This window comes from Pseudenemella bisphenolivorans (assembly GCF_051133435.1).
GTDB lineage: Bacteria > Actinomycetota > Actinomycetes > Propionibacteriales > Propionibacteriaceae > JAAYAO01.
Map to the genome: position 1 here is coordinate 250,897 of NZ_JBPGNY010000004.1, position 18,912 is coordinate 269,808.

Annotated in this window: 15 protein-coding genes and 1 rRNA gene; all 16 read right to left on the bottom strand. The window is 66.5% G+C overall.

Features of this window, described 5'->3' with window-relative positions; genetic code table 11:
• Nucleotides 1–103: 103 nt before the first annotated feature.
• Nucleotides 104–1,618: ribosomal RNA gene (locus ACR4XW_RS11300) — 16S ribosomal RNA — on the bottom strand.
• A 548-nt stretch (nucleotides 1,619–2,166) separates the two neighbouring features.
• Nucleotides 2,167–3,432, bottom strand: coding sequence for a tyrosine--tRNA ligase (gene tyrS / locus ACR4XW_RS11305; RefSeq protein ID WP_434760657.1), 1,266 nt, complete (start codon nucleotides 3,430–3,432; stop codon nucleotides 2,167–2,169).
• 64 nt (nucleotides 3,433–3,496) lie between these two features.
• Nucleotides 3,497–5,044 (bottom strand): argininosuccinate lyase, encoded by a 1,548-nt coding sequence (argH, locus tag ACR4XW_RS11310; RefSeq protein WP_434760658.1) that lies wholly within the window; start codon nucleotides 5,042–5,044, stop codon nucleotides 3,497–3,499.
• Nucleotides 5,041–5,595, bottom strand: a complete 555-nt coding sequence (locus ACR4XW_RS11315) for an arginine repressor (protein WP_434760659.1) — start codon at nucleotides 5,593–5,595, stop codon at nucleotides 5,041–5,043. The genes argH and ACR4XW_RS11315 overlap by 4 nt, the downstream gene beginning before the upstream one ends.
• A gap of 7 nt (nucleotides 5,596–5,602) precedes the next feature.
• Nucleotides 5,603–6,526, bottom strand: coding sequence for an ornithine carbamoyltransferase (argF, locus tag ACR4XW_RS11320; protein ID WP_434760660.1), 924 nt, complete (start codon nucleotides 6,524–6,526; stop codon nucleotides 5,603–5,605).
• The gene (locus ACR4XW_RS11325) at nucleotides 6,523–7,749 is read right to left on the bottom strand and encodes an acetylornithine transaminase (RefSeq protein ID WP_434760661.1); all 1,227 of its coding nucleotides are present in this window, start codon (nucleotides 7,747–7,749) and stop codon (nucleotides 6,523–6,525) included. Before ACR4XW_RS11325 ends, argF begins: the two co-directional genes overlap by 4 nt.
• A complete protein-coding gene (gene argB, locus ACR4XW_RS11330) occupies nucleotides 7,742–8,644 on the bottom strand; it encodes an acetylglutamate kinase (RefSeq protein WP_434760662.1) in 903 nt (300 codons plus the stop codon). Before argB ends, ACR4XW_RS11325 begins: the two co-directional genes overlap by 8 nt.
• Entirely contained in the window at nucleotides 8,641–9,798 is a 1,158-nt protein-coding gene (argJ, locus tag ACR4XW_RS11335) for a bifunctional glutamate N-acetyltransferase/amino-acid acetyltransferase ArgJ (protein WP_434760663.1), read from the bottom strand. The genes argB and argJ overlap by 4 nt, the downstream gene beginning before the upstream one ends.
• Nucleotides 9,795–10,847, bottom strand: coding sequence for an N-acetyl-gamma-glutamyl-phosphate reductase (argC, locus tag ACR4XW_RS11340; RefSeq protein WP_434760664.1), 1,053 nt, complete (start codon nucleotides 10,845–10,847; stop codon nucleotides 9,795–9,797). The genes argJ and argC overlap by 4 nt, the downstream gene beginning before the upstream one ends.
• 181 nt (nucleotides 10,848–11,028) lie before the next feature.
• On the bottom strand, nucleotides 11,029–11,970 hold the full coding sequence (locus ACR4XW_RS11345) for a transketolase family protein (RefSeq protein WP_434760665.1): 942 nt from the start codon (nucleotides 11,968–11,970) through the stop codon (nucleotides 11,029–11,031).
• Nucleotides 11,967–12,803, bottom strand: a complete 837-nt coding sequence (locus tag ACR4XW_RS11350) for a transketolase (RefSeq protein WP_434760666.1) — start codon at nucleotides 12,801–12,803, stop codon at nucleotides 11,967–11,969. Before ACR4XW_RS11350 ends, ACR4XW_RS11345 begins: the two co-directional genes overlap by 4 nt.
• Before the next feature lie 11 nt (nucleotides 12,804–12,814).
• On the bottom strand, nucleotides 12,815–14,212 hold the full coding sequence (ulaA, locus tag ACR4XW_RS11355; protein WP_434760667.1) for a PTS ascorbate transporter subunit IIC: 1,398 nt from the start codon (nucleotides 14,210–14,212) through the stop codon (nucleotides 12,815–12,817).
• 80 nt (nucleotides 14,213–14,292) lie between these two features.
• Complete coding sequence (locus ACR4XW_RS11360) at nucleotides 14,293–14,574, bottom strand: PTS sugar transporter subunit IIB (protein WP_434760668.1); 282 nt, start codon at nucleotides 14,572–14,574, stop codon at nucleotides 14,293–14,295.
• A 60-nt stretch (nucleotides 14,575–14,634) separates the two neighbouring features.
• On the bottom strand, nucleotides 14,635–15,072 hold the full coding sequence (locus tag ACR4XW_RS11365; RefSeq protein WP_434760669.1) for a PTS sugar transporter subunit IIA: 438 nt from the start codon (nucleotides 15,070–15,072) through the stop codon (nucleotides 14,635–14,637).
• Nucleotides 15,073–15,243: 171 nt separating this feature from the next.
• Nucleotides 15,244–17,757 carry a phenylalanine--tRNA ligase subunit beta gene (gene pheT / locus ACR4XW_RS11370; RefSeq protein ID WP_434760670.1) on the bottom strand — a complete coding sequence of 838 codons (2,514 nt, stop codon included), beginning with the start codon at nucleotides 17,755–17,757 and terminating at the stop codon, nucleotides 15,244–15,246.
• Nucleotides 17,754–18,863 carry a phenylalanine--tRNA ligase subunit alpha gene (gene pheS, locus ACR4XW_RS11375; protein WP_434760671.1) on the bottom strand — a complete coding sequence of 370 codons (1,110 nt, stop codon included), beginning with the start codon at nucleotides 18,861–18,863 and terminating at the stop codon, nucleotides 17,754–17,756. The genes pheT and pheS overlap by 4 nt, the downstream gene beginning before the upstream one ends.
• Between the last annotated feature and the right edge of the window lie 49 nt (nucleotides 18,864–18,912).

Here is an 18,912-nt window from a genome sequence, read left to right on the forward strand (position 1 = left end):
GGCTTAATGGTCAATGTTCCACATTCCGGTGCCTGATCTGCTCAGTACGTACGACTGAGATCAGATCGCATGGACAGGTCATGCCTGCCATATGGCTCCTTAGAAAGGAGGTGATCCAGCCGCACCTTCCGGTACGGCTACCTTGTTACGACTTAGTCCTAATTACCAGCCCCACCTTCGACGGCTCCCTCCAAAAGGTTGGGCCACCGGCTTCGGGTGTTGCCGACTTTCATGACTTGACGGGCGGTGTGTACAAGGCCCGGGAACGTATTCACCGCAGCGTTGCTGATCTGCGATTACTAGCGACTCCGACTTCATGGGGTCGAGTTGCAGACCCCAATCCGAACTGAGACTGGCTTTTTGGGATTCGCTCCATCTTGCGATTTCGCAGCCCTTTGTACCAGCCATTGTAGCATGCGTGAAGCCCTGGACATAAGGGGCATGATGACTTGACGTCGTCCCCACCTTCCTCCGAGTTGACCCCGGCAGTCTCCTACGAGTCCCCGGCATTATCCGCTGGCAACATAGGACGAGGGTTGCGCTCGTTGCGGGACTTAACCCAACATCTCACGACACGAGCTGACGACAGCCATGCACCACCTGTATACCGACCTTGCGGGGCACCTATCTCTAGGTGTTTCCGGTATATGTCAAACCCAGGTAAGGTTCTTCGCGTTGCATCGAATTAATCCGCATGCTCCGCCGCTTGTGCGGGCCCCCGTCAATTCCTTTGAGTTTTAGCCTTGCGGCCGTACTCCCCAGGCGGGGCACTTAATGCGTTAGCTACGGCACGGAGAACGTGGAATGTCCCCCACACCTAGTGCCCACCGTTTACGGCGTGGACTACCAGGGTATCTAAGCCTGTTTGCTCCCCACGCTTTCGCTTCTCAGCGTCAGGAAAGGTCCAGAGAACCGCCTTCGCCACTGGTGTTCCTCCTGATATCTGCGCATTCCACCGCTCCACCAGGAATTCCATTCTCCCCTACCTTCCTCTAGCCTACCCGTATCGGAAGCAGGCTCAGGGTTAAGCCCTGAGTTTTCACTTCCGACGTGATAGGCCGCCTACAAGCTCTTTACGCCCAATAATTCCGGACAACGCTCGGACCCTACGTATCACCGCGGCTGCTGGCACGTAGTTGGCCGGTCCTTCTTCTGCAGGTACCGTCACTTGCGCTTCGTCCCTGCTGAAAGCGGTTTACAACCCGAAGGCCGTCATCCCGCACGCGGCGTTGCTGCATCAGGCTTGCGCCCATTGTGCAATATTCCCCACTGCTGCCTCCCGTAGGAGTCTGGGCCGTATCTCAGTCCCAGTGTGGCCGGTCGCCCTCTCAGGCCGGCTACCCGTCGAAGCCTTGGTGAGCCGTTACCTCACCAACAAGCTGATAGGCCGCGAGCCCATCCCTGACCGCCGGAGCTTTCAACCCCACCAGATGCCTGGAGGGGTGATATCCGGTATTAGCGGCTATTTCTAGCTGTTATCCCGGAGTCAAGGGTAGGTTGCTCACGTGTTACTCACCCGTTCGCCACTCGTGTACCCCGAAGGGCCTTACCGTTCGACTTGCATGTGTTAAGCACGCCGCCAGCGTTCGTCCTGAGCCAGGATCAAACTCTCCGTTGAAAAATATCGGTGTCGGGCTGAGCCCGGTTACCGTCAACTAGTTCGATTCCTGACATACCCATTTATTGTTTGGGTGTCATTCATCAAAGGAATCCGACTCAAGTATTGATCTGGTCGAAGAATCGACCTTCACAATGCCTGAGCACGGGATTTTTTGTGCATTGCTTGGCATTGACTTTTAAGCACACTGTTGAGTTCTCAAGTTTCGGGTGCGCACCTCGCTTTGGCTCTCACCGCCGCTTGGGGCAACTCGACTTACTTTACCCGGGCCGTTTGACCGGAGTCAAATCGACCGTTTCGGGGTCTTACCACTCTCCATGACGAGTCACGGCCTAGGTGGGTTCCGTCTTGAACGCACACCGTACCGAGCTTGTCTCGAAGGGTGACCTTTCGGGCAGTTGGGCGGGGCTTGGAGGGGCTTTCGCTCCTCGGCCTGGTCGCGCTTGCACCGTCAAGGCTCAGAGAACATTACGCAGGTGATTCCAGGAAGTCAAATCCGCGTCGTTCCGGGCCTGTGGGGCCCTCGACGGGCCCCGCCACGACGGCCCTCAAGCGCCCAGATCGACCATCCCGACGGTGCGCTTTCCGCGGCGAACGACGACGAAACGGTCGGCCAACAGATCCTGCTCGGTCAGGCGCATCTCGGGGTCGGTCACCTTCTGGTTGTTCAGGTAGGCGCCACCCTCGTTGACCGCCCGACGGGCCGCACCCTTCGACTCGACCACACCGGAGGCCACCAGGGCATCGAGCACCGTCGGCATCTCGGCATCGCGGGCCAGGGTGCCGGCCCCCACTTCCGTGGCCACCAAGCTGAGGGTGTGGGCCGGCAGTTCGCTCAGCTCACCGCGTCCGAACAGGGCGGCCGCAGCGGCCACCGCGGCCTCGCGTTCGGAAACCCCGTGCACCAGGTCGGTGATGTCGTCGGCCAGGGCCCGCTGCGCCGCCCGGCGGAACGGTTCGGTTTCGGTGAGGTGGGCCAGGTGGTCGATCTCGTCGCGGTCGCGGGAGCTGAACACCTTCAGGTAGTCGATCACCTTGGCGTCCTCGGAGTTGAGGAAGAACTGGTGGAAGGCGTAGGGCGAGGTCAGCTCGCCGTCGATCCACACCGTCCCGCTCTCGGTCTTGCCGAACTTCGTGCCGTCGGCCTTGGTCAACAGTGGTGTGACCAGCCCGTGCACGGTGGCACCCTCGGTGCGGCGGACGAAATCGATGCCGGCGGTGATGTTGCCCCACTGGTCCTGGGCCCCGGTCTGCAGGGTGACCCCGTGGCGTCGGTACAATTCGCGGTAATCCAGGGATTGCAGCAGCACGTAGCTGAACTCGGTGTAGGAGATCCCGCTCTCCAGCCGGCGGGCCACCACATCGCGGGCCAGCATCCGGTTCAACGAGAAATGCTTGCCGACATCGCGCAGGAACTCGAGGGTGGACAGGTTGGCGGTCCAGTCGTAGTTGTTCACGAAGCGCACCGGATTCGGCCCGTCCAGATCGACATAGGCGCTCATCTGTTCCCGGAGCCGCTCGACCCAGTCGGCCACCACCTCGGCGGGGTTCATCACCCGCTCGCCGGTCTGTTTCGGGTCACCGATCAGGCCGGTCGATCCGCCGACCAGCAGCAGTGGATGGTGTCCGGCGGCCTGCAACCGGCGTACCACCATCAACTGCACCAGGTGTCCGATGTGCAGGCTGGCCGCGGTCGGGTCGAAGCCCACATAGGACGTGATCGGACCCTCGTCCAGATGGGCGCTGAGCGCATCCAGGTCGGTCGAGTCGGCCACCAGGCCACGCCATTGGAGTTCTTCGAGCAGTGCGTTCACAGTTCCCGAGCCTATCGCCGCACCGTGATTCGCGCGCGTCGATATCCAGGGTGGACCGCCCGGTTCAGTTCTGTTCGGGGTTCTCGGCGGTCCATTCGAAGGGGGTTCGCCACCCCACCGGGGTGTCGGCCCATTCCCGGGCGGCGATCAGGGCCGCGTCGAGTTCGTCGAACTGATCACGCACCCGGACGGTGGCGGTGCCGCCGCGTCCGTCCCGGGCATCGATCGACCCAGAAACACTCAGCACCTCGAGTACGCCGGCACCGAGTTCGGGGGCGATCCGGGGCAGGTCGTCGGCGGTCAGTTCGGGCAGGTCGATGCCGCGCTCCTCGCAGTAGCGCACAGCGGCGCCGGCGATGTGGTGGGCGCGGGCGAAGGGCACCCGTTGGCGCACCAGCCAGTCGGCCACGTCGGTGGCCAGCGAGAAGCCCATCGGGGCCAGGGCCGCCATCCGCTCCTCGTGGAAGGTCAGCGTGCCGAGCATGCCGGCCATCGCCGGTACCAGCACCTTGAGCTGGTCGATGGAGTCGAAGACCGGCTCCTTGTCCTCCTGCAGGTCGCGGTTGTAGGCCAGCGGCAGACCCTTCAGGGTGGCGAGCAGGCCGGACAGGTTGCCGATGAAGCGGCCGGCCTTGCCCCGGGCCAGTTCGGCGACATCGGGGTTCTTCTTCTGCGGCATGATCGACGATCCGGTCGACCAGGCGTCGGCCAGGGTGGCGAAACCGAATTCGTGGGTGCACCACAAGATCACCTCTTCGCTGATCCGCGAGAGGTCCACCCCGATCTGGGCCAGTACGAAGGCGGCTTCGGCCACCAGGTCGCGGGCGGCGGTGCCGTCGATCGAGTTGGCGACCGAGGAGTCGAAACCGAGGTGTTCGGCCACCAGGTGCGGGTCGAGGCCCAGTGAGGTGCCGGCCAGGGCGGCCGAACCGTAAGGGCTGATCGCCAGCCGGCGGTCCAGGTCGCGGATCCGGTCGATATCGCGCAGCAGCGGCCAGGCATGGGCCAGCAGGTGATGGGACAGCAGCAGTGGCTGGGCGTGCTGCAGGTGGGTGCGTCCCGGCATCGCCGCACCGAGATGTTTGCCGGCCTGCTGCCCGAGTGCTTCGATCACATCGGTCAGGTCATGGGCCACATTGCGCAGTTCGGCGCGCAAGTACATCCGCACCAGGGTCGCGATCTGGTCGTTGCGGGAGCGTCCGGCCCGCAGCCGGCCGCCGAGTTCGGCACCGACGCGTTCGATCAGAATCCGCTCCAGGGCGCCGTGCACATCCTCATCGGTGTCGGCCGGGGCGATCGGACGGGCCCCCTCGCGGTCGGGGAGCCACAGATCGGCCAGCATGTCGCTCAGCCCGGTGATCAACTGGGAGTACTCGTCGTCGGTCAGCAGCTCGGCGGCATGCAGGGCGGTGGCGTGGGCCAGCGAGCCCAGCAGGTCGTAGGGCGCCAGCCGCCAGTCGAACTGGGTGGATTGGCTCAGCGCGAACATCGCCTCGTCCGGCCCCCCGGCGAACCGGCCGCCCCACAGTCGGCCGGCCGCGCCCTCGTCCTGTGCGTTGGCGTCCTGCCCACTGTCATCCGGAAGGATGTTCTCGGGCTCGTTGCTGGTCATTGATCGGCCTTTCGGGACGAGTCGGATTTGGGGTCGAGGAAACGGTCGGCCAACTCCCGGCCGCCTTCGGGGTCACGGGAGATCACCATGATGGTGTCGTCACCGGCGATGGTGCCCAGCACCTCGGGCCAGGCCACCCGGTCGATCGCCGAGGCGTAGTACTGGGCCGCCCCGGGCGGCGTACGCAGCACCACCAGGTTCGCCGAGGCCTCCGCCGACAACAACACCTCGGCCGACAACCGTTCGAGCTTGCTCTCGAACAGCCCGGCTTCGGCCCGCCAACCGTCCTCGTCGTCGGTCAACCGGTAGACCACTCCCTGAGGGGTGCGCACCCGCACCGCGCCGATCTCGTGCAAATCACGCGACAGGGTGCCCTGGGTGACCGCGAGGCCCTCGGCCTCGAGCAGGTCGGCGAGTTGGGTCTGCGAAGCCACCTGTGCCTCACCGATCAACTCCGCGATCCGGCGCTGCCGGGCGTTCTTGGACGAGGGCACCGCGCGGCCGGCCTCGACGCGGACGTCGGGCCGATCACGGCGGGCGGGGTCGCTCATGATCGGTTCAGACCGCACCCAGGACGAAGCACAGCAGAGCCTTCTGGGCGTGCCGGCGGTTCTCCGCCTCGTCCCAGATCACCGACTGCGGGCCGTCCAGCACCTCGGAGTCGATCTCCTTGCCGCGGTAGGCCGGCAGGCAGTGCATCACGATCGCGTCGGCGGCGGCCGAGCCCATCAGTTCGGCAGTCACCCGGTAGGGCGGGAAGACCGCCTCGCGGGCAGCGCTCTCGTCGTCCTGCCCCATCGAGACCCAGGTGTCGGTGGTCACCACATCGGCCCCGTCCACCGCGGCCACGGGGTCGTCGGTGACAAGCACCGATCCCCCGGTCTCGGCGGCGATCCGTTCGGCCCGCGCCACCACCTCGGCGGCCGGCTGGTAGCCCGCCGGGGCGCCGATCCGCACATGCATACCGGCGGTCGCGCAGCCGAGCAGGTAAGAGTTGGCCATGTTGTTGGCCCCGTCGCCCAGGTAGGCGATGGTCAGCCCGGACGGGTTGCCCTTGTGCTCGATGATCGTTTGCAGGTCGGCCAGAATCTGGCAGGGGTGGTAGTCGTCGGTGAGCGCGTTGACCACCGGGACGGCCGAATGCTCGGCCAGCTCGGTGATCCGGTCGTGGGCACCGGTGCGCCAGACCACCGCGGCGACGTGCCGGTCCAGAATCCGGGCGGTGTCGGCGATCGGTTCGCCGCGCCCCATCTGGGAGGTACTCGCATCGATGATCATCGGGTGGCCGCCGAGTTCGGTGACTCCGACCTCGAAGCTGATCCGGGTGCGGGTGGAGGCCTTGTCGAACAGCACCGCGACCGTGCGCCCGTCCAGCGGTTGGCGTGCGGTCGGTGCCGTCTTGAGTTCGGCTGCCAGGGCCAGTACGCGGGCTTGTTCCTCGGGGGTGAGGTCGTCGTCGGCGAGGAAGTGGCGAATGGTCATGCGCGGGCGCTTTCGAGGATGGTGGGCAGGTCGTGGACGAACCGGTCGAGGTCGGCCTGTTCGATGATCAGCGGTGGGGCCAGTCGCAGCACCCCGGGACGCGGGGCGTTGAGGATGTAGCCGGCCTCGAGGGCGGCGGTGACCACTTTGGGGCCGATCTGTTCGGTGAGCACCACGCCGCGCAGCAGGCCGGCGCCGCGGACGTGGTCGATCAATGGGTGTTCCAGTGCGGTGATCGCCGCGGCCAGGTTGTCGCCGAGTTCGCGGGTGCGTTCCAGCAGGCCCTCACGTTCGATCACCGACAGCACCGACAGCCCGGCGATCGCGGCCGCCGGGTTGCCCCCGAAGGTCGTGCCGTGGTGGCCGGCGGTGAGGAGTTCGGCGGTGGCCCCGGTGGCCACACAGGCTCCGATCGGGAAACCGGCGCCCAGACCCTTGGCCACGGTGACCAGATCGGCGGTAACGCCGGTGGGTTCGCTGGCCAGCCAGTGGCCGCAGCGGCCGATGCCGGTCTGGATCTCGTCCAGCCACAGCAGAGCCCCATGCGCGGTGGTCAGTTCCCGGGCCTGGACCAGATAGCCCTCGGGCAGGGTGACCACACCGTTCTCACCCTGAATCGGTTCGATCACCACCGCGGCGACGGTTTCGTCCACCGCGGCCCGCAGCGCGTCCAGATCGCCGTAGGGGACGAAGGTGACCTCACCGGGCAGCGGTTCGAAGGGCTGACGGTAGGACGGGTTGGCGGTGACCGCCAGGGCGCCCATCGTGCGGCCGTGGAAGGAGCCCTCCATCGCCACGATCCGGGTGCGACCGGTGCGCCGGGTCACCTTGAAGGCGGCCTCGTTGGCCTCGGTACCGGAATTGGTGAAGAACACCCGCGCACCACGTTCGGGGTCGTTCGCGGTGACCAGGGCGTCCAGTTTCTCCCCCAGGGCGATCTGGGCCGGGGAGGCGAACAGGTTGGAGATGTGTCCGAGGGTGGCGAGTTGTTCGCTGATCGCCGCGGTGACGAAGGGATGGGCATGGCCCAGGGAGTTCACCGCGATCCCGGCCAGCAGGTCGAGGTACTCGTTGCCGTCGACGTCCCAGACCCGGGCTCCTTGGCCGCGGGCCAGGATCCGCGGCGGGCGGGCGAAGGTCTTCATCATCGCCTCTTCGTACCGGTCGGTGAACTCGTCGGCCGTTCCGGGGCCGATCAGCTCGCTGAGCTTGGGGTCAGACATCGTCATGCTCCGTTTCGTCGGCCACCACCTGGGTGCCGATTCCGGCGTTGGTGAAAATCTCCAGCAGCAGGCTGTGTTTGACCCGGCCGTCGATCACCGAGGCCCGCGACAGGCCGCCGTCGACCGCGGCCAGGCAGGCCTCCATCTTCGGCACCATGCCCGAGGCCAGCAGCGGGATCAGCTCGCGCAGTTCGGAGGCGGTGATCTCGTGAATCACCTCGGTGGATGCCGGCCAGTCGCGGTAGAGCCCCTCGACGTCGGTGAGCACCACCAGTTTGTCGGCCTCCAGGGCTACGGCCAGCGCGGCCGCGGCGGTGTCGGCGTTGACGTTGTGCACTTGGCCGTGGTCGTCGGGGGCGACGGTCGCCACCACCGGAATCCGGCCGGCGTCGATCAGGTCGCGCACCCCCTCGGGGCGCACTTCGGCGACCTCGCCGACCAGGCCGAGGTCGACGTCCTCACCGTCGACGGTGGTGCCGCGGCGCTGGGCCCGGAACAGTTGCCCGTCCTCACCCGACAGGCCGACCGCCAGGGGGCCGTGGGCGTTGATCAGGTTGACCAGTTCGCGACCCACCTGGCCGACCAGCACCATCCGGACGACGTCCATTGCCTCGGGGGTGGTGACCCGCAGGCCGCCCTTGAACTCCGAATGGATGCCGAGCCGGTCGAGCATGGACGAGATCTGCGGGCCGCCGCCGTGCACCACGACCGGGCGCAATCCGCAGCGGCGCAGAAAGACGATGTCCTCGGCGAAGGCCTGTTTCAGGGTGTCGTCGACCATCGCATTGCCGCCGTATTTCACGATGATCGTGCTGCCGGCATAGCGGTTCAGCCAGGGCAGCGCCTCGATCAGGATGTGGGCCTTGTCGGCCTCGGTGAGGGTCGGTTCGGTCATGAGGAGTACTCGGCGTTCTCTTTCACATAGTCGTAGGTGAGGTCGTTGGTCCACACCGTGGCGCTCGCGTCCCCGGCGTGCAGGTCGACCAGGACGTGTACCTGCCGGGGTTTCAGGTCGACGAGTTCGCGCGGTTCCCCGATACCGCCGCCCCGGCAGACCATCACGCCGTTGAAGCTGACGTCGACCCGGTCGGGTTCGAAGGCGGCGTCGGTGGTGCCGATCGCCGACAGCACCCGGCCCCAGTTCGGGTCGTTGCCGAACACGGCGGTCTTGAACAGGTTCGACCGGGTGATCGTCCGGGCCACGTCGACGGCCTCGTCCTCGGTGGCGGCGCCGGTGACCTCGACGGCGATGTCGTGGGCGGCACCCTCGGCATCGGCCAGCAGTTGCATGCCCAGATCAAGGCACAGTTCGGTGAGGGCCGCGGTGAAGTCGGACGGGTCGGGGCTGATACCACTGGCGCCGCTGGCCAACAACAACACGGTGTCGTTGGTCGACATGCACCCGTCGGAATCCACCCGGTCGAAGCTGACCCGGGTGGCGGCGCGCAGGGCGGTGTCGAGCTGTTCGGCACTCAGGTCCGCATCGGTGGTGAGCACCACGAGCATCGTGGCCAGCCCGGGGGCGAGCATGCCGGCGCCCTTGGCCATGCCGCCGACGGTCCAGCCGTCGCGGGTGACCACGGCCTGTTTGGCCACGGTGTCGGTGGTCATGATCGCGGCCGCGGCATCGGCGCCGCCGGTGGCCGACAACCGGGTCGCGGCGGTCTCGATACCGGCCAGCAGGGGCTCCATCGGCAGCCGGATGCCGATCAGCCCGGTGGAGCAGACCGCGACGTCACCGGGGCTGGTGTCGAGCACCTCGGCGACCTTCTCGGCGGTGTGGTGGGTGTCGGCGAAGCCCTCGGCACCGGTGCAGGCATTGGCGCCCCCGGAGTTCAGCACCACCGCGGTGCACACCCCGTCGGCCAGCGCCTGCCGGGTCCACTGCACGGGGGCGGCCTGGATCCGGTTGCTGGTCAGCACCACTGCGGCGGTCTGCTGGGGGCCGAGATTGCGCACCAGGGCCAGGTCGGGGGCGCCGGAGGCCTTGATGCCGGCCGCGATACCGACTGCTTCGAAGCCGCTCGCGGCGGTCACTCCGGTGCTCATGGGGCCACTCCGATCGTGTGCAGGCCGGTGGTTTCGGGCAGCCCGCAGGCCAGGTTCATCGACTGGATCGCTCCCCCGGCGGTGCCCTTGGTCAGGTTGTCCAGGGCTGCCACGGCCACCAGCCGTCCGGCGGCGGCATCGACGGTGACTTGCACGTGCACGGCGTTGGAGCCCAGCACCGAGGCGGTGGCCGGCCATTGCGCTTCGGGCAGCAGGTGGACGAAGGGTTCGTCGCCGTAGGCCTCGGCATAGGCGGCGCGGGCCTGCTCGGCGGTGGTGGCCGGGTCGGCCAGTGGTGCGGTGCAGGTGGCCAGAATGCCGCGCGACATCGGGGCGAGCACCGGGGTGAACGAAACCGTCGGGTTGGTGGCTCCGAGGCGGGCGTAGTTCTGCAGCAGTTCGGGGGTGTGCCGGTGTACCCCGCCGACGCCGTAGGCGCTGACCGAGCCCATCACCTCGCTGCCGAGCAGGTTGGTCTTGGCCGCTTTGCCGGCCCCGGAGGTGCCGCTGGCGGCGACGATCACCACATCGGTGCCGGTGACCAGTCCGGCGGTCAGCGCCGGCAGCAGCGCCAGGGTGCCGGTGGTCGGGTAACAGCCCGGAACCGCGATCTGCTTGGCGGTGCTGAGGGTGTCGCGCTGGCCGGGCAACTCGGGCAGCCCGTAGGGCCAGGTACCGGCGTGGTCGGTGCCGTAGAACTGCCGCCACATCTCGGCGCTCTCCAGCCGGAAGTCGGCACCGCAGTCGATCACGACCACGTTCGGGTCGGCGGCCTGCAGTTCGGTGGCGATCGGACCGGAGGTGCCGTGCGGCAGCCCGAGGAAGACCACGTCATGGCCGGCCAGGTTGTCCACGGTGGTGTCCAGGATCGTTCGGTCGGCCAGCGGCACCAGGTGTGGCTGGTGCTCCCCCAGTCGTCCTCCGGCGCTGGCCCCGGCGGTCAGTGCCCCGATTTCGACCCCGGGATGCACCAACAGCAGGCGCAACACTTCACCACCGACGTACCCCGTACATCCGGCAACGGCGACCCGCATCTTCTCCATGGGCATAACTATTGCACACTCCGCATAGGTATTCGAGAGCTTTTCACCGGAGACCTCAACCTATCGCGACGATTCCCCGACTCCTCGGCCGCCCGCGCACCCTCTCGTCCGCCCGCAGATGCAACCGGAGCGAAATAGGAAGGAGTCGCACCCCCGAGACCGGGTGTGCGACTCCTCCTTCGGTGATTCAGCGCTTCAGCACCTTGCGGGCGGCCACCGCAATATCGGAGGCCGTCAGTTGGTAGAACTCCATCAGGTAATCGGTCAGACCGACCTGGCCGAAGTGCTCGATCACCCCGATCCGTTCCATCGGCGTGGGCAGGTGTTCGGCGAGCGTTTCGGCGACCGCCGATCCGAGACCGTTGATCACGCTGTGGTTCTCGGCGGTGACCACCCGTCCGGTCTTGCCGGCCGACCGCAGCAACAGCTCCGAGTCGAGCGGCTTGATCCGGAACATGTCGATCACCTCGGCACTGATGCCCTCTTCGGCCAACAGGTCGGCGGCCGCGAGGGCTTCACCCACCTCGATACCGCAGGCCACCAGGGTCACGTCGGTGCCCTCGCGCAACACCCGGCCACCCTCGTCACCGAAGGTTTCCCCATCGGGATAGATGGTGGTCTTCGGCGCCTTGCGGATGGTGCGGATGTAGGTGAGCTTGCCGGACTCGCGGGCCTTCTTCAGGATCGCGGCGAACTGCACCGGATCACAGACGTCGTAGAGCTGGACGTCGGGGATCACCCGCACCAGTCCCATGTCCTCGAAGGTCATGTGGGTGCCGCCGTTGTGTTCGGCGGTGACCCCGGCGTCCGATCCGACGATGCAGGCCGGCACCTTGGAATAGGCCAGCGACACGAACAACTGATCGAAGGCCCGCCGGGTGACGAACTGTCCGAAGGAGTGCACGAAGGCGTATCCCCCGGCCAGGCCGAGACCGGCCGCGACCCCCATCATGTGAGCTTCCATGATGCCCACGTTGATGTAGTTGGGGCCGAGTTTGTCCTTCAACCCCGCGGTCGACATCGAGCTCGACAGGTCGGCCTCGAGGACGTAGACGTCCTTGTCGGCAGTGCCGAGTTCTTCGAGCACGGCCGCGTAGGCCTTGCGCATTTCCATTCCGCTGTAGTTCATGCCTGCACCCCCACTCGTGCGCCGAGTTCTTCCATCGTGGCCCGGATCGCCGCCGTTGCCTCGTCGTCGAGGCGCATGTGGTGGTTGTCCTTGGTTTCGGCCACGCACGGAACACCGGCACCCTTCGTGGTGTCCAGCACGATGCAGGTCGGACGGTCGGTGCGGCCCTTGGCCTGGTCGATCGCCGCCTTGATCTCGTCGACGCTCTGACCGTCGACACGAACGGCGTGGAAGCCGAAGGCGTTGAACTTCTCGACGAAGTCGAAGGTTCGCGAGATGTCCTCGGTGAAGCCGTCGAGCTGACGTTTGTTGTCGTCCACCAGCACGGTCAGATTGTGCAGATTCTGGTGGGCGATGAACTGGGCAGCCTCCCAGGGCTGTCCTTCATTCAGTTCACCATCGCCGACGATGCAGTAAACCCGGTTGGGTTTACCCGTCGTCAGCAATCGATAGGCGACGCCGCTGGCCGCCGAGATGCCCTGGCCCATCGAGCCGGTGGTCATCTCGACGCCCGGAACCTTCAACCGGTCCGGGTGCGAGGGCAGGTCGGTGCCGTTCGCATTCAGCGTCATCAGCCGATCGGTGTCGAAGAAGCCCCGCAGGGCGAGCGTGGCGTACCACGCCGGCCCTGCGTGCCCCTTCGACAGGATGAACCAATCCCTGTCCTCCGAGTCCGGGTTTGCCGGATCGTATGTCATGGCATCTCCGTAGAGCACCGCCAGGGCTTCCACGATCGACAGGCTTCCGCCGAAGTGTCCGTAGCCGAGGTTGAGGAGCTCTCGAAGCGTCCAATAGCGGATCTCGTCCGCGAGGAGCTTGAGATCGGTGGTCAATAGCTTTCCTTTCAGGACGCGGACACCGTTTCGGCATCCTTGGGCTTACGCACCTTGGCGAAGATCGTCCAGCCGATCATCAGTGCGTAGACAACAACCAGACCGATGACAACGCCGATGGTGCCGATCTTGGCCAGGTTGCCGAAGAACATGCCGGTGAGGATGAAGTCGGTGTCGGAGAAGGTGGTGGCTGCGAAGCCCAGATCACCCAGCACCGGCAGCAGGAACAGCGGCAGGAAGCTGATGATCACACCGTTGAGTGCCGCACCGGCGATCGCACCGCGGATACCGCCGGTCGCGTTGCCCATCACACCGGTGGTCGCACCCAGGAAGAAGTGCGGCACCACGCCCGGGATGACCACGGTCATTCCGGCGGCGCCCATGATGAACATCGACACCACACCGGCGGCGAAGCTGACCAGGAAGCCGATCAGCACCGCGTTGGGGGCGTAGGGGAACACGATCGGGCAGTCCAGGGCGGGAATGGCGTTCGGCACGATCTTCTCCGAGATGCCCTTGAAGGCCGGGACGATCTCGTTCAGGATCAACCGGACGCCGGCCAGGATGATGAACACACCGGCGGCGAACTTGCCGCCCAGGGTCAGCGCGTACACGACGTAGTTCGTCGCGGCACCACCGTCGGCGGTCTGCTGCTCGGTGATCACCGTCGGCCCGGCGGCCAGGGCCACCACGACGTAGACGATCATCATGGTCAGCGCGATGGCGACGGTGCTGTCGCGCAGGAAGGCCAGCCCCTTGGGGAAGTTCACATCCTCGGTGCTCTTCACCTTGCCACTCTTGGGCTTGAGCAGGTCACCCAGCAGGCCGCCGAGGAAGTAGCTGACACCGGCGAAGTGACCCAGGCCGACCTTGTTCTGCTGGCCGGTCAAGCGGTTCATGTACCGCTGCAACAGCCACGGCGAGAGGCTCATCACCGCACCCAGCGCCAGAGCGGCCAGGCCGATCAGCAGCGGGCCGCGCAGGCCGGCCACGGTGAACACCACGGCCAACATGGCCGCCATGTAGAGCGTGTGGTGACCGGTCAGGAAGATGTGCTTGAACCGGGTGAAGGCCGCGATCAGGATGTTCACGATCATGCCGAAGAACATGATCAGGGCGGTGGTGGTGCCGTACTCGACGAGTGCTTGCGAGATGATCGCCTCGTTGTTGGGCACCACACCCTTCACGTTGAAGGCGGCCTCGAACATGCTGCCGAAGGGGTTCAGCGCACCCACGAGGAAGTCGGCACCAGCACCCAACACGAGGAAGCCGACGAAGGTTTTGACGACACCCTTGACGGTGTCGGATGCGGTTTTGCGCTGCGCCAGGAGGCCGATCAGGGCGATCAGGGCCACCAGGAACGCAGGCGTACTCGCGATGCTCACGAGTACATCGATGACGCCATTCATGTCATTCCCAACTGCTAGAGGAAGGTGAGGAAGCGGGGGCGGGTGGGATCAAGTCGATGAATAAGGGAGTGGGCGCGGGCTCACTTGAGGCCGAGTTCGTCGACCACTTCGGTGACCTTGGTGCGCAACTCGTCCATGTCGATGATCGAGTCCAGCACCACGACCTTCGCGTCCAGGTTCAACCCGTCGGCGACGTCCTTGGCCAGGAAGAACACGTCCGCGGCGCCCGAATGTGCGCTGGCGACGTCGGAGTGTTCCACTTCGACCCCGGAGACCCCCAGTTCGTCGAGCACCTTTTGGATGTTCATCTCGACCATGAAGCTGGATCCGAGTCCGGAGCCACAAACAGCCATGAATTTCATCAGCGATTCCTTTCGGTGAATCTGCCAGTCGTGAAACCACGCAGCGGCGCTGGTGGATGATCAGTCGTCGAAGACGGCCAGGATCTCTTCGGGGGTTTCGGCGTTCTTCAGTGCCGCCACTTTCTCGTCGTCGGTGAGAACCGTGGCGAGTGAACGCAGCACATCGACGTGGGATTCGGCGTCGGTGGCCGCCAAGAGGATCCACACCTCGATCGGGTGGTCCTCACGGTCCAGCAACAACACCGGGGTTCGGGTGCGCAACAGCGACAGCGCGACCGCATTGGTTCCCTCTTCGGGACGTGCGTGCGGGACGGCGACACCCTTGCCGAAGTCGAAGAAGGGACCCATTTTCTCAGCGGTCGTATAGACGGCCTCGACATATCGGTCCTCGATCGAGCCATCCGCCAGCAGTGGCTCGGCACAGCGCGCGATCGCCTGCTTCCAATCCATCACCTCGTCGGTAATGTCTATGCGTTCCAGGGTCAGCGTGCTTCCCATTCAGTCACCTCGCCGTTGAATCGACCATGGGTCGTTGGTTCCGATGCAGAAAACATTACTACGACGGGGCGTGGTAACCGGCAGCACCCCCGGCGTGTTCCACCGGGGGTGCGGTACTTGGCTATAGATGTCTAGTCAGCCGGGATGGCAGTCGGCTGCAAAGCCCAACGTTCAGCTCCGCAGGACGGCTCCGTGATCGGCGCCGGCCCGGGCCACCGCGGCGTCCCGGGCGGTGCTGGCCTCGGCATCGGTGAGGGTGCGCCCGAAGGCGCGGAACCGCAGCGCGAAGGCCAGCGAGCGCTGCCCGGGCGGCACCTGTTCGCCCTCGTAGACATCGAACAACCGGATCGCCTCGAGCAGCTCACCGGCACCGGCGCGCAACGACTCCTGAACCGCGGCGACCGGGATGTCGCGGTCGACGACCAGGGCAACATCCTCCTTGGCCTGGGGGAAGGAGGACAGTTCCGGGATCGAACCGGGCTCGGGGACGTGGTCGATCAACAGATCCAGGTTCAGCTCGACCGCACAGGTACGTTCGGGCAGACCGAACGCCTCGCAGACGGTCGGGTGCACTTCGCCGGCATGTCCGATCGAGGTTTCACCGACGAGCAATTCGGCACACCGGCCCGGATGCCAGGGGGCGTACTGGGTCGCCCGGCGGCCCAGGGTGACCCCGATCGCGGCGGCAGCGGTTTCGGCGAAGGCCACCGCATGGGCCCAGGTCACCGGTTCTCCCTCGCCGGTCCAGCCGTCGCGGCGCCATTGCCCGGCCAGCACCGCGGCCAGGTGCCGGGGTTGTTCGGGCAGGGCGGTGTTCAGGGCGTCGACCTCCTCGTCGGACGGCCGGGCTGCGACCGAGGGACGCGGGGCCGCGGCCCGTCCGCGGGCCAGGAAGACCGAGCCGGACTCGTAGATCGCGACATCGTCCAGGCTGCGGGAGGTATTGCGGTTCACCGCGGCGAAGAGTCCCGGCAACAAGGTGGTGCGCAGGGCGGGCTGAACGTCCGACAGCGGGTTGGCGATCGGCACCAGCGCCCGGCGCGGGTCGTCGGCGGCCACCCCCAGCTTGTCGAGTTCGTCATCGGAGCCGAAGGGGAAGGTGAGCACCTCGACGAAACCGGCCACCGGCAGCGCCTGATTGATCGCGCGGCGGGCCCGCTGGCCCGGGGTGAAGCCCCGCCCGGCCGGCGGGGTGGGCAGCGTCGGCTCGATCGTGTCCAGGCCGATCTTGCAGCCGATCTCCTCGACATAGTCGTAGGGATCGACCAGGTCGAAACGCCAGGTCGGGGGTGTCAGGGTGAGTCGGTCACCGTCCCGGTCGACGCGGACCCCGGAGTCGGTGAGGATCTCGGCGACCGTGTCGGTGGCCACCTCGGTACCCAGCACCGCGGCCGGGAGTTGGCCGTCGATGGTCTGGGTGGGCATCGGCGGTACCGCGCCGAAGACCGTTTCGTCCGCCGACAGGGTGCCACCGGCCAGTTCGACCAAGAGCTGCGCGACCCGGTGGGCCGCGGCGTAGGTCGCGTTCGGATCGACCCCGCGTTCGAAGCGCCGGGAGGCCTCCGAGGACAGCTTCAGCCGACGCGAGGTGCGGGCGATGGTCAGCGGATCGAAGTGCGCGGCCTCGATCACGATCCGGGTGGTGTCCTCGCGCAGTTCGGTCGACTCGCCACCCATCACCCCGGCCAGACCGATCGGGCCCGAGTCATCGGTGATCACCAGGTCGTGTTCGGCCAGGGTGCGGGTCTGGTCGTCCAGGGTCACCAGGGTCTCCCCCGCCCGGGCATTGCGCACCACGATGCCCCCGGCCAACCGGTCGGCATCGTAGGCGTGCAACGGCTGACCGGTCTCCAACATCACGTAGTTGGTGATGTCGACCGCCAGCGAGATCGGCCGCATCCCGGCCAGTTGCAGGCGGCGCTGCATCCAGCGCGGGCTGGGCCGGTTCGGGTCGACCCCGTCCACGGTGAGGGCGACGAAGAGCGAGCAGCCCTCGCTCTCGGAGCGCACCGGGAAGCCGGCGTCGGTGGCGGTCGGCACATCGCGGTCGACCGGGTCGGTGAACCCGGCGCGATAGGCCTGGGCGGTTTCCCGGGCCAGGCCGCGAATCGAGAAGCAGTAGCCGAGGTCGGGGGTAACCGCGATGTCGAGCACCTCGTCGCGCAGGTGCAGCACCCCGGCCGCGTCGGTTCCCAGCGGTACCGGATCACCGGCATCGTCGAGCACCTCGGAGCCGGCTTCGGCCAGCACCATGATGCCGGAATGGTCGTCGCCCAGACCCAGTTCGGAGGCCGAGCAGATCATCCCGTCGGAGATATGTCCGTAGGTCTTGCGCGCAGAGATCGCGAAGTCACCCGGCAGCACGGCGCCGGGCAGGGCGACCACCACGGTGTCGCCGGTGTTGAAATTGTGCGCACCGCACACCACGCCACGGTTGCCGGTTTCGGGATCGTTGTGCTCGCCGACATCGACGTGGCACCAGCGAATCACCTTGCCGTTCTTCTGCGGCTCGTCGACGTAGTCGATCACCCGGCCCAGCACCACCGGGCCGGTGACATCGGCGCCGGCCGATTCGACCTGCTCGACCTCCAGGCCGGCCCGGATCAGCGATTGACCGATCTCGAAGGGGGTGACCGTCTCGTCCAGCGCGACCAGTTCGCGCAGCCAGCTCACCGGAGCCCTCATCGTGCACCTCCCAGCAGCGAGCGGCTGAACCGCACGTCGCCCTCGACCATGTCGCGCATATCAGCGGCGTTGTTACGGAACATCAGGGTTCGTTCGATGCCCATCCCGAAAGCGAATCCCGAGTACTCCTCGGGGTCGATACCGCAGGCGATCAGCACCCGGGGGTTGACCACCCCGCAGCCGCCCCATTCGATCCAGCCCTCCGAACCGCAGGTGCGGCAGGGGGCGTCCGGGTTGCCGACCGATGCGCCCTTGCACACGAAGCATTCGAGGTCGACCTCGGCCGACGGCTCGGTGAAGGGGAAGTAGTTCGGACGCATCCGGGTGCGCACATCGCCGAACATCGCCTTGGCGAAGTGGTCCAGGGTGCCGCGCAGATCGGCCATCGAGATGCCCTTGTCGATGCACAGGCCCTCGACCTGGTGGAAGACCGGCACATGCGTGGCGTCGAACTCATCGGCCCGGTACACCTTGCCGGGGCAGACCACGTAGATCGGTGGCTCCTGCGTCAGCATCGTGCGGGCCTGCACCGGAGAGGTGTGGGTGCGCAGCAGCATCGCGTTGTCGCTGGGGTCCAGGAAGAGGGTGTCCTGCAGGGTGCGCGCCGGGTGATCGGGGTGCATGTTGAGGGCGTCGAAGTTCAACCACTCGGCCTCGGCCTCGGGGCCCTCGGCGACCTCCCAGCCCATCGCGACGAAGATCTCCGAGACCATGTCCATCAGCGCGGTGATCGGGTGCGGGGCGCCCTGGGGTTGCAGTTCGACCGGCATGGTGACGTCCACCTGTTCGGCGACCAGCCGGGCCTGCAACTCGGCGACCGAGATCTCCTCGGTGCGGGCCGCCAGGGCCTGGTTGACCTCACCGCGGGCGGCGCCGATCCGCTTGCCGGCGTCCTTGCGGGCCTGCGGGGGCAGTGCACCGATCTCGCGGTTGGCCAGCGCCAGCGGCGAACGATCACCGGTGTGGGCGATCCGGGCCGCCTTCAGTTCGGCGGTACTGGTGGCCTCGGCGAAGGCCTGCTTGGCCTGAGCAACCAGCTCGGCCAGATGCTCCGGTTGCAGCGTGGCGACCTCGACCGGGTCATAGGACTTGTTCGGTCCCGACATTTCCCTCTCCTCCGGCGCACGCCTTCGAAGCGGCACCAAGGCGACAGTC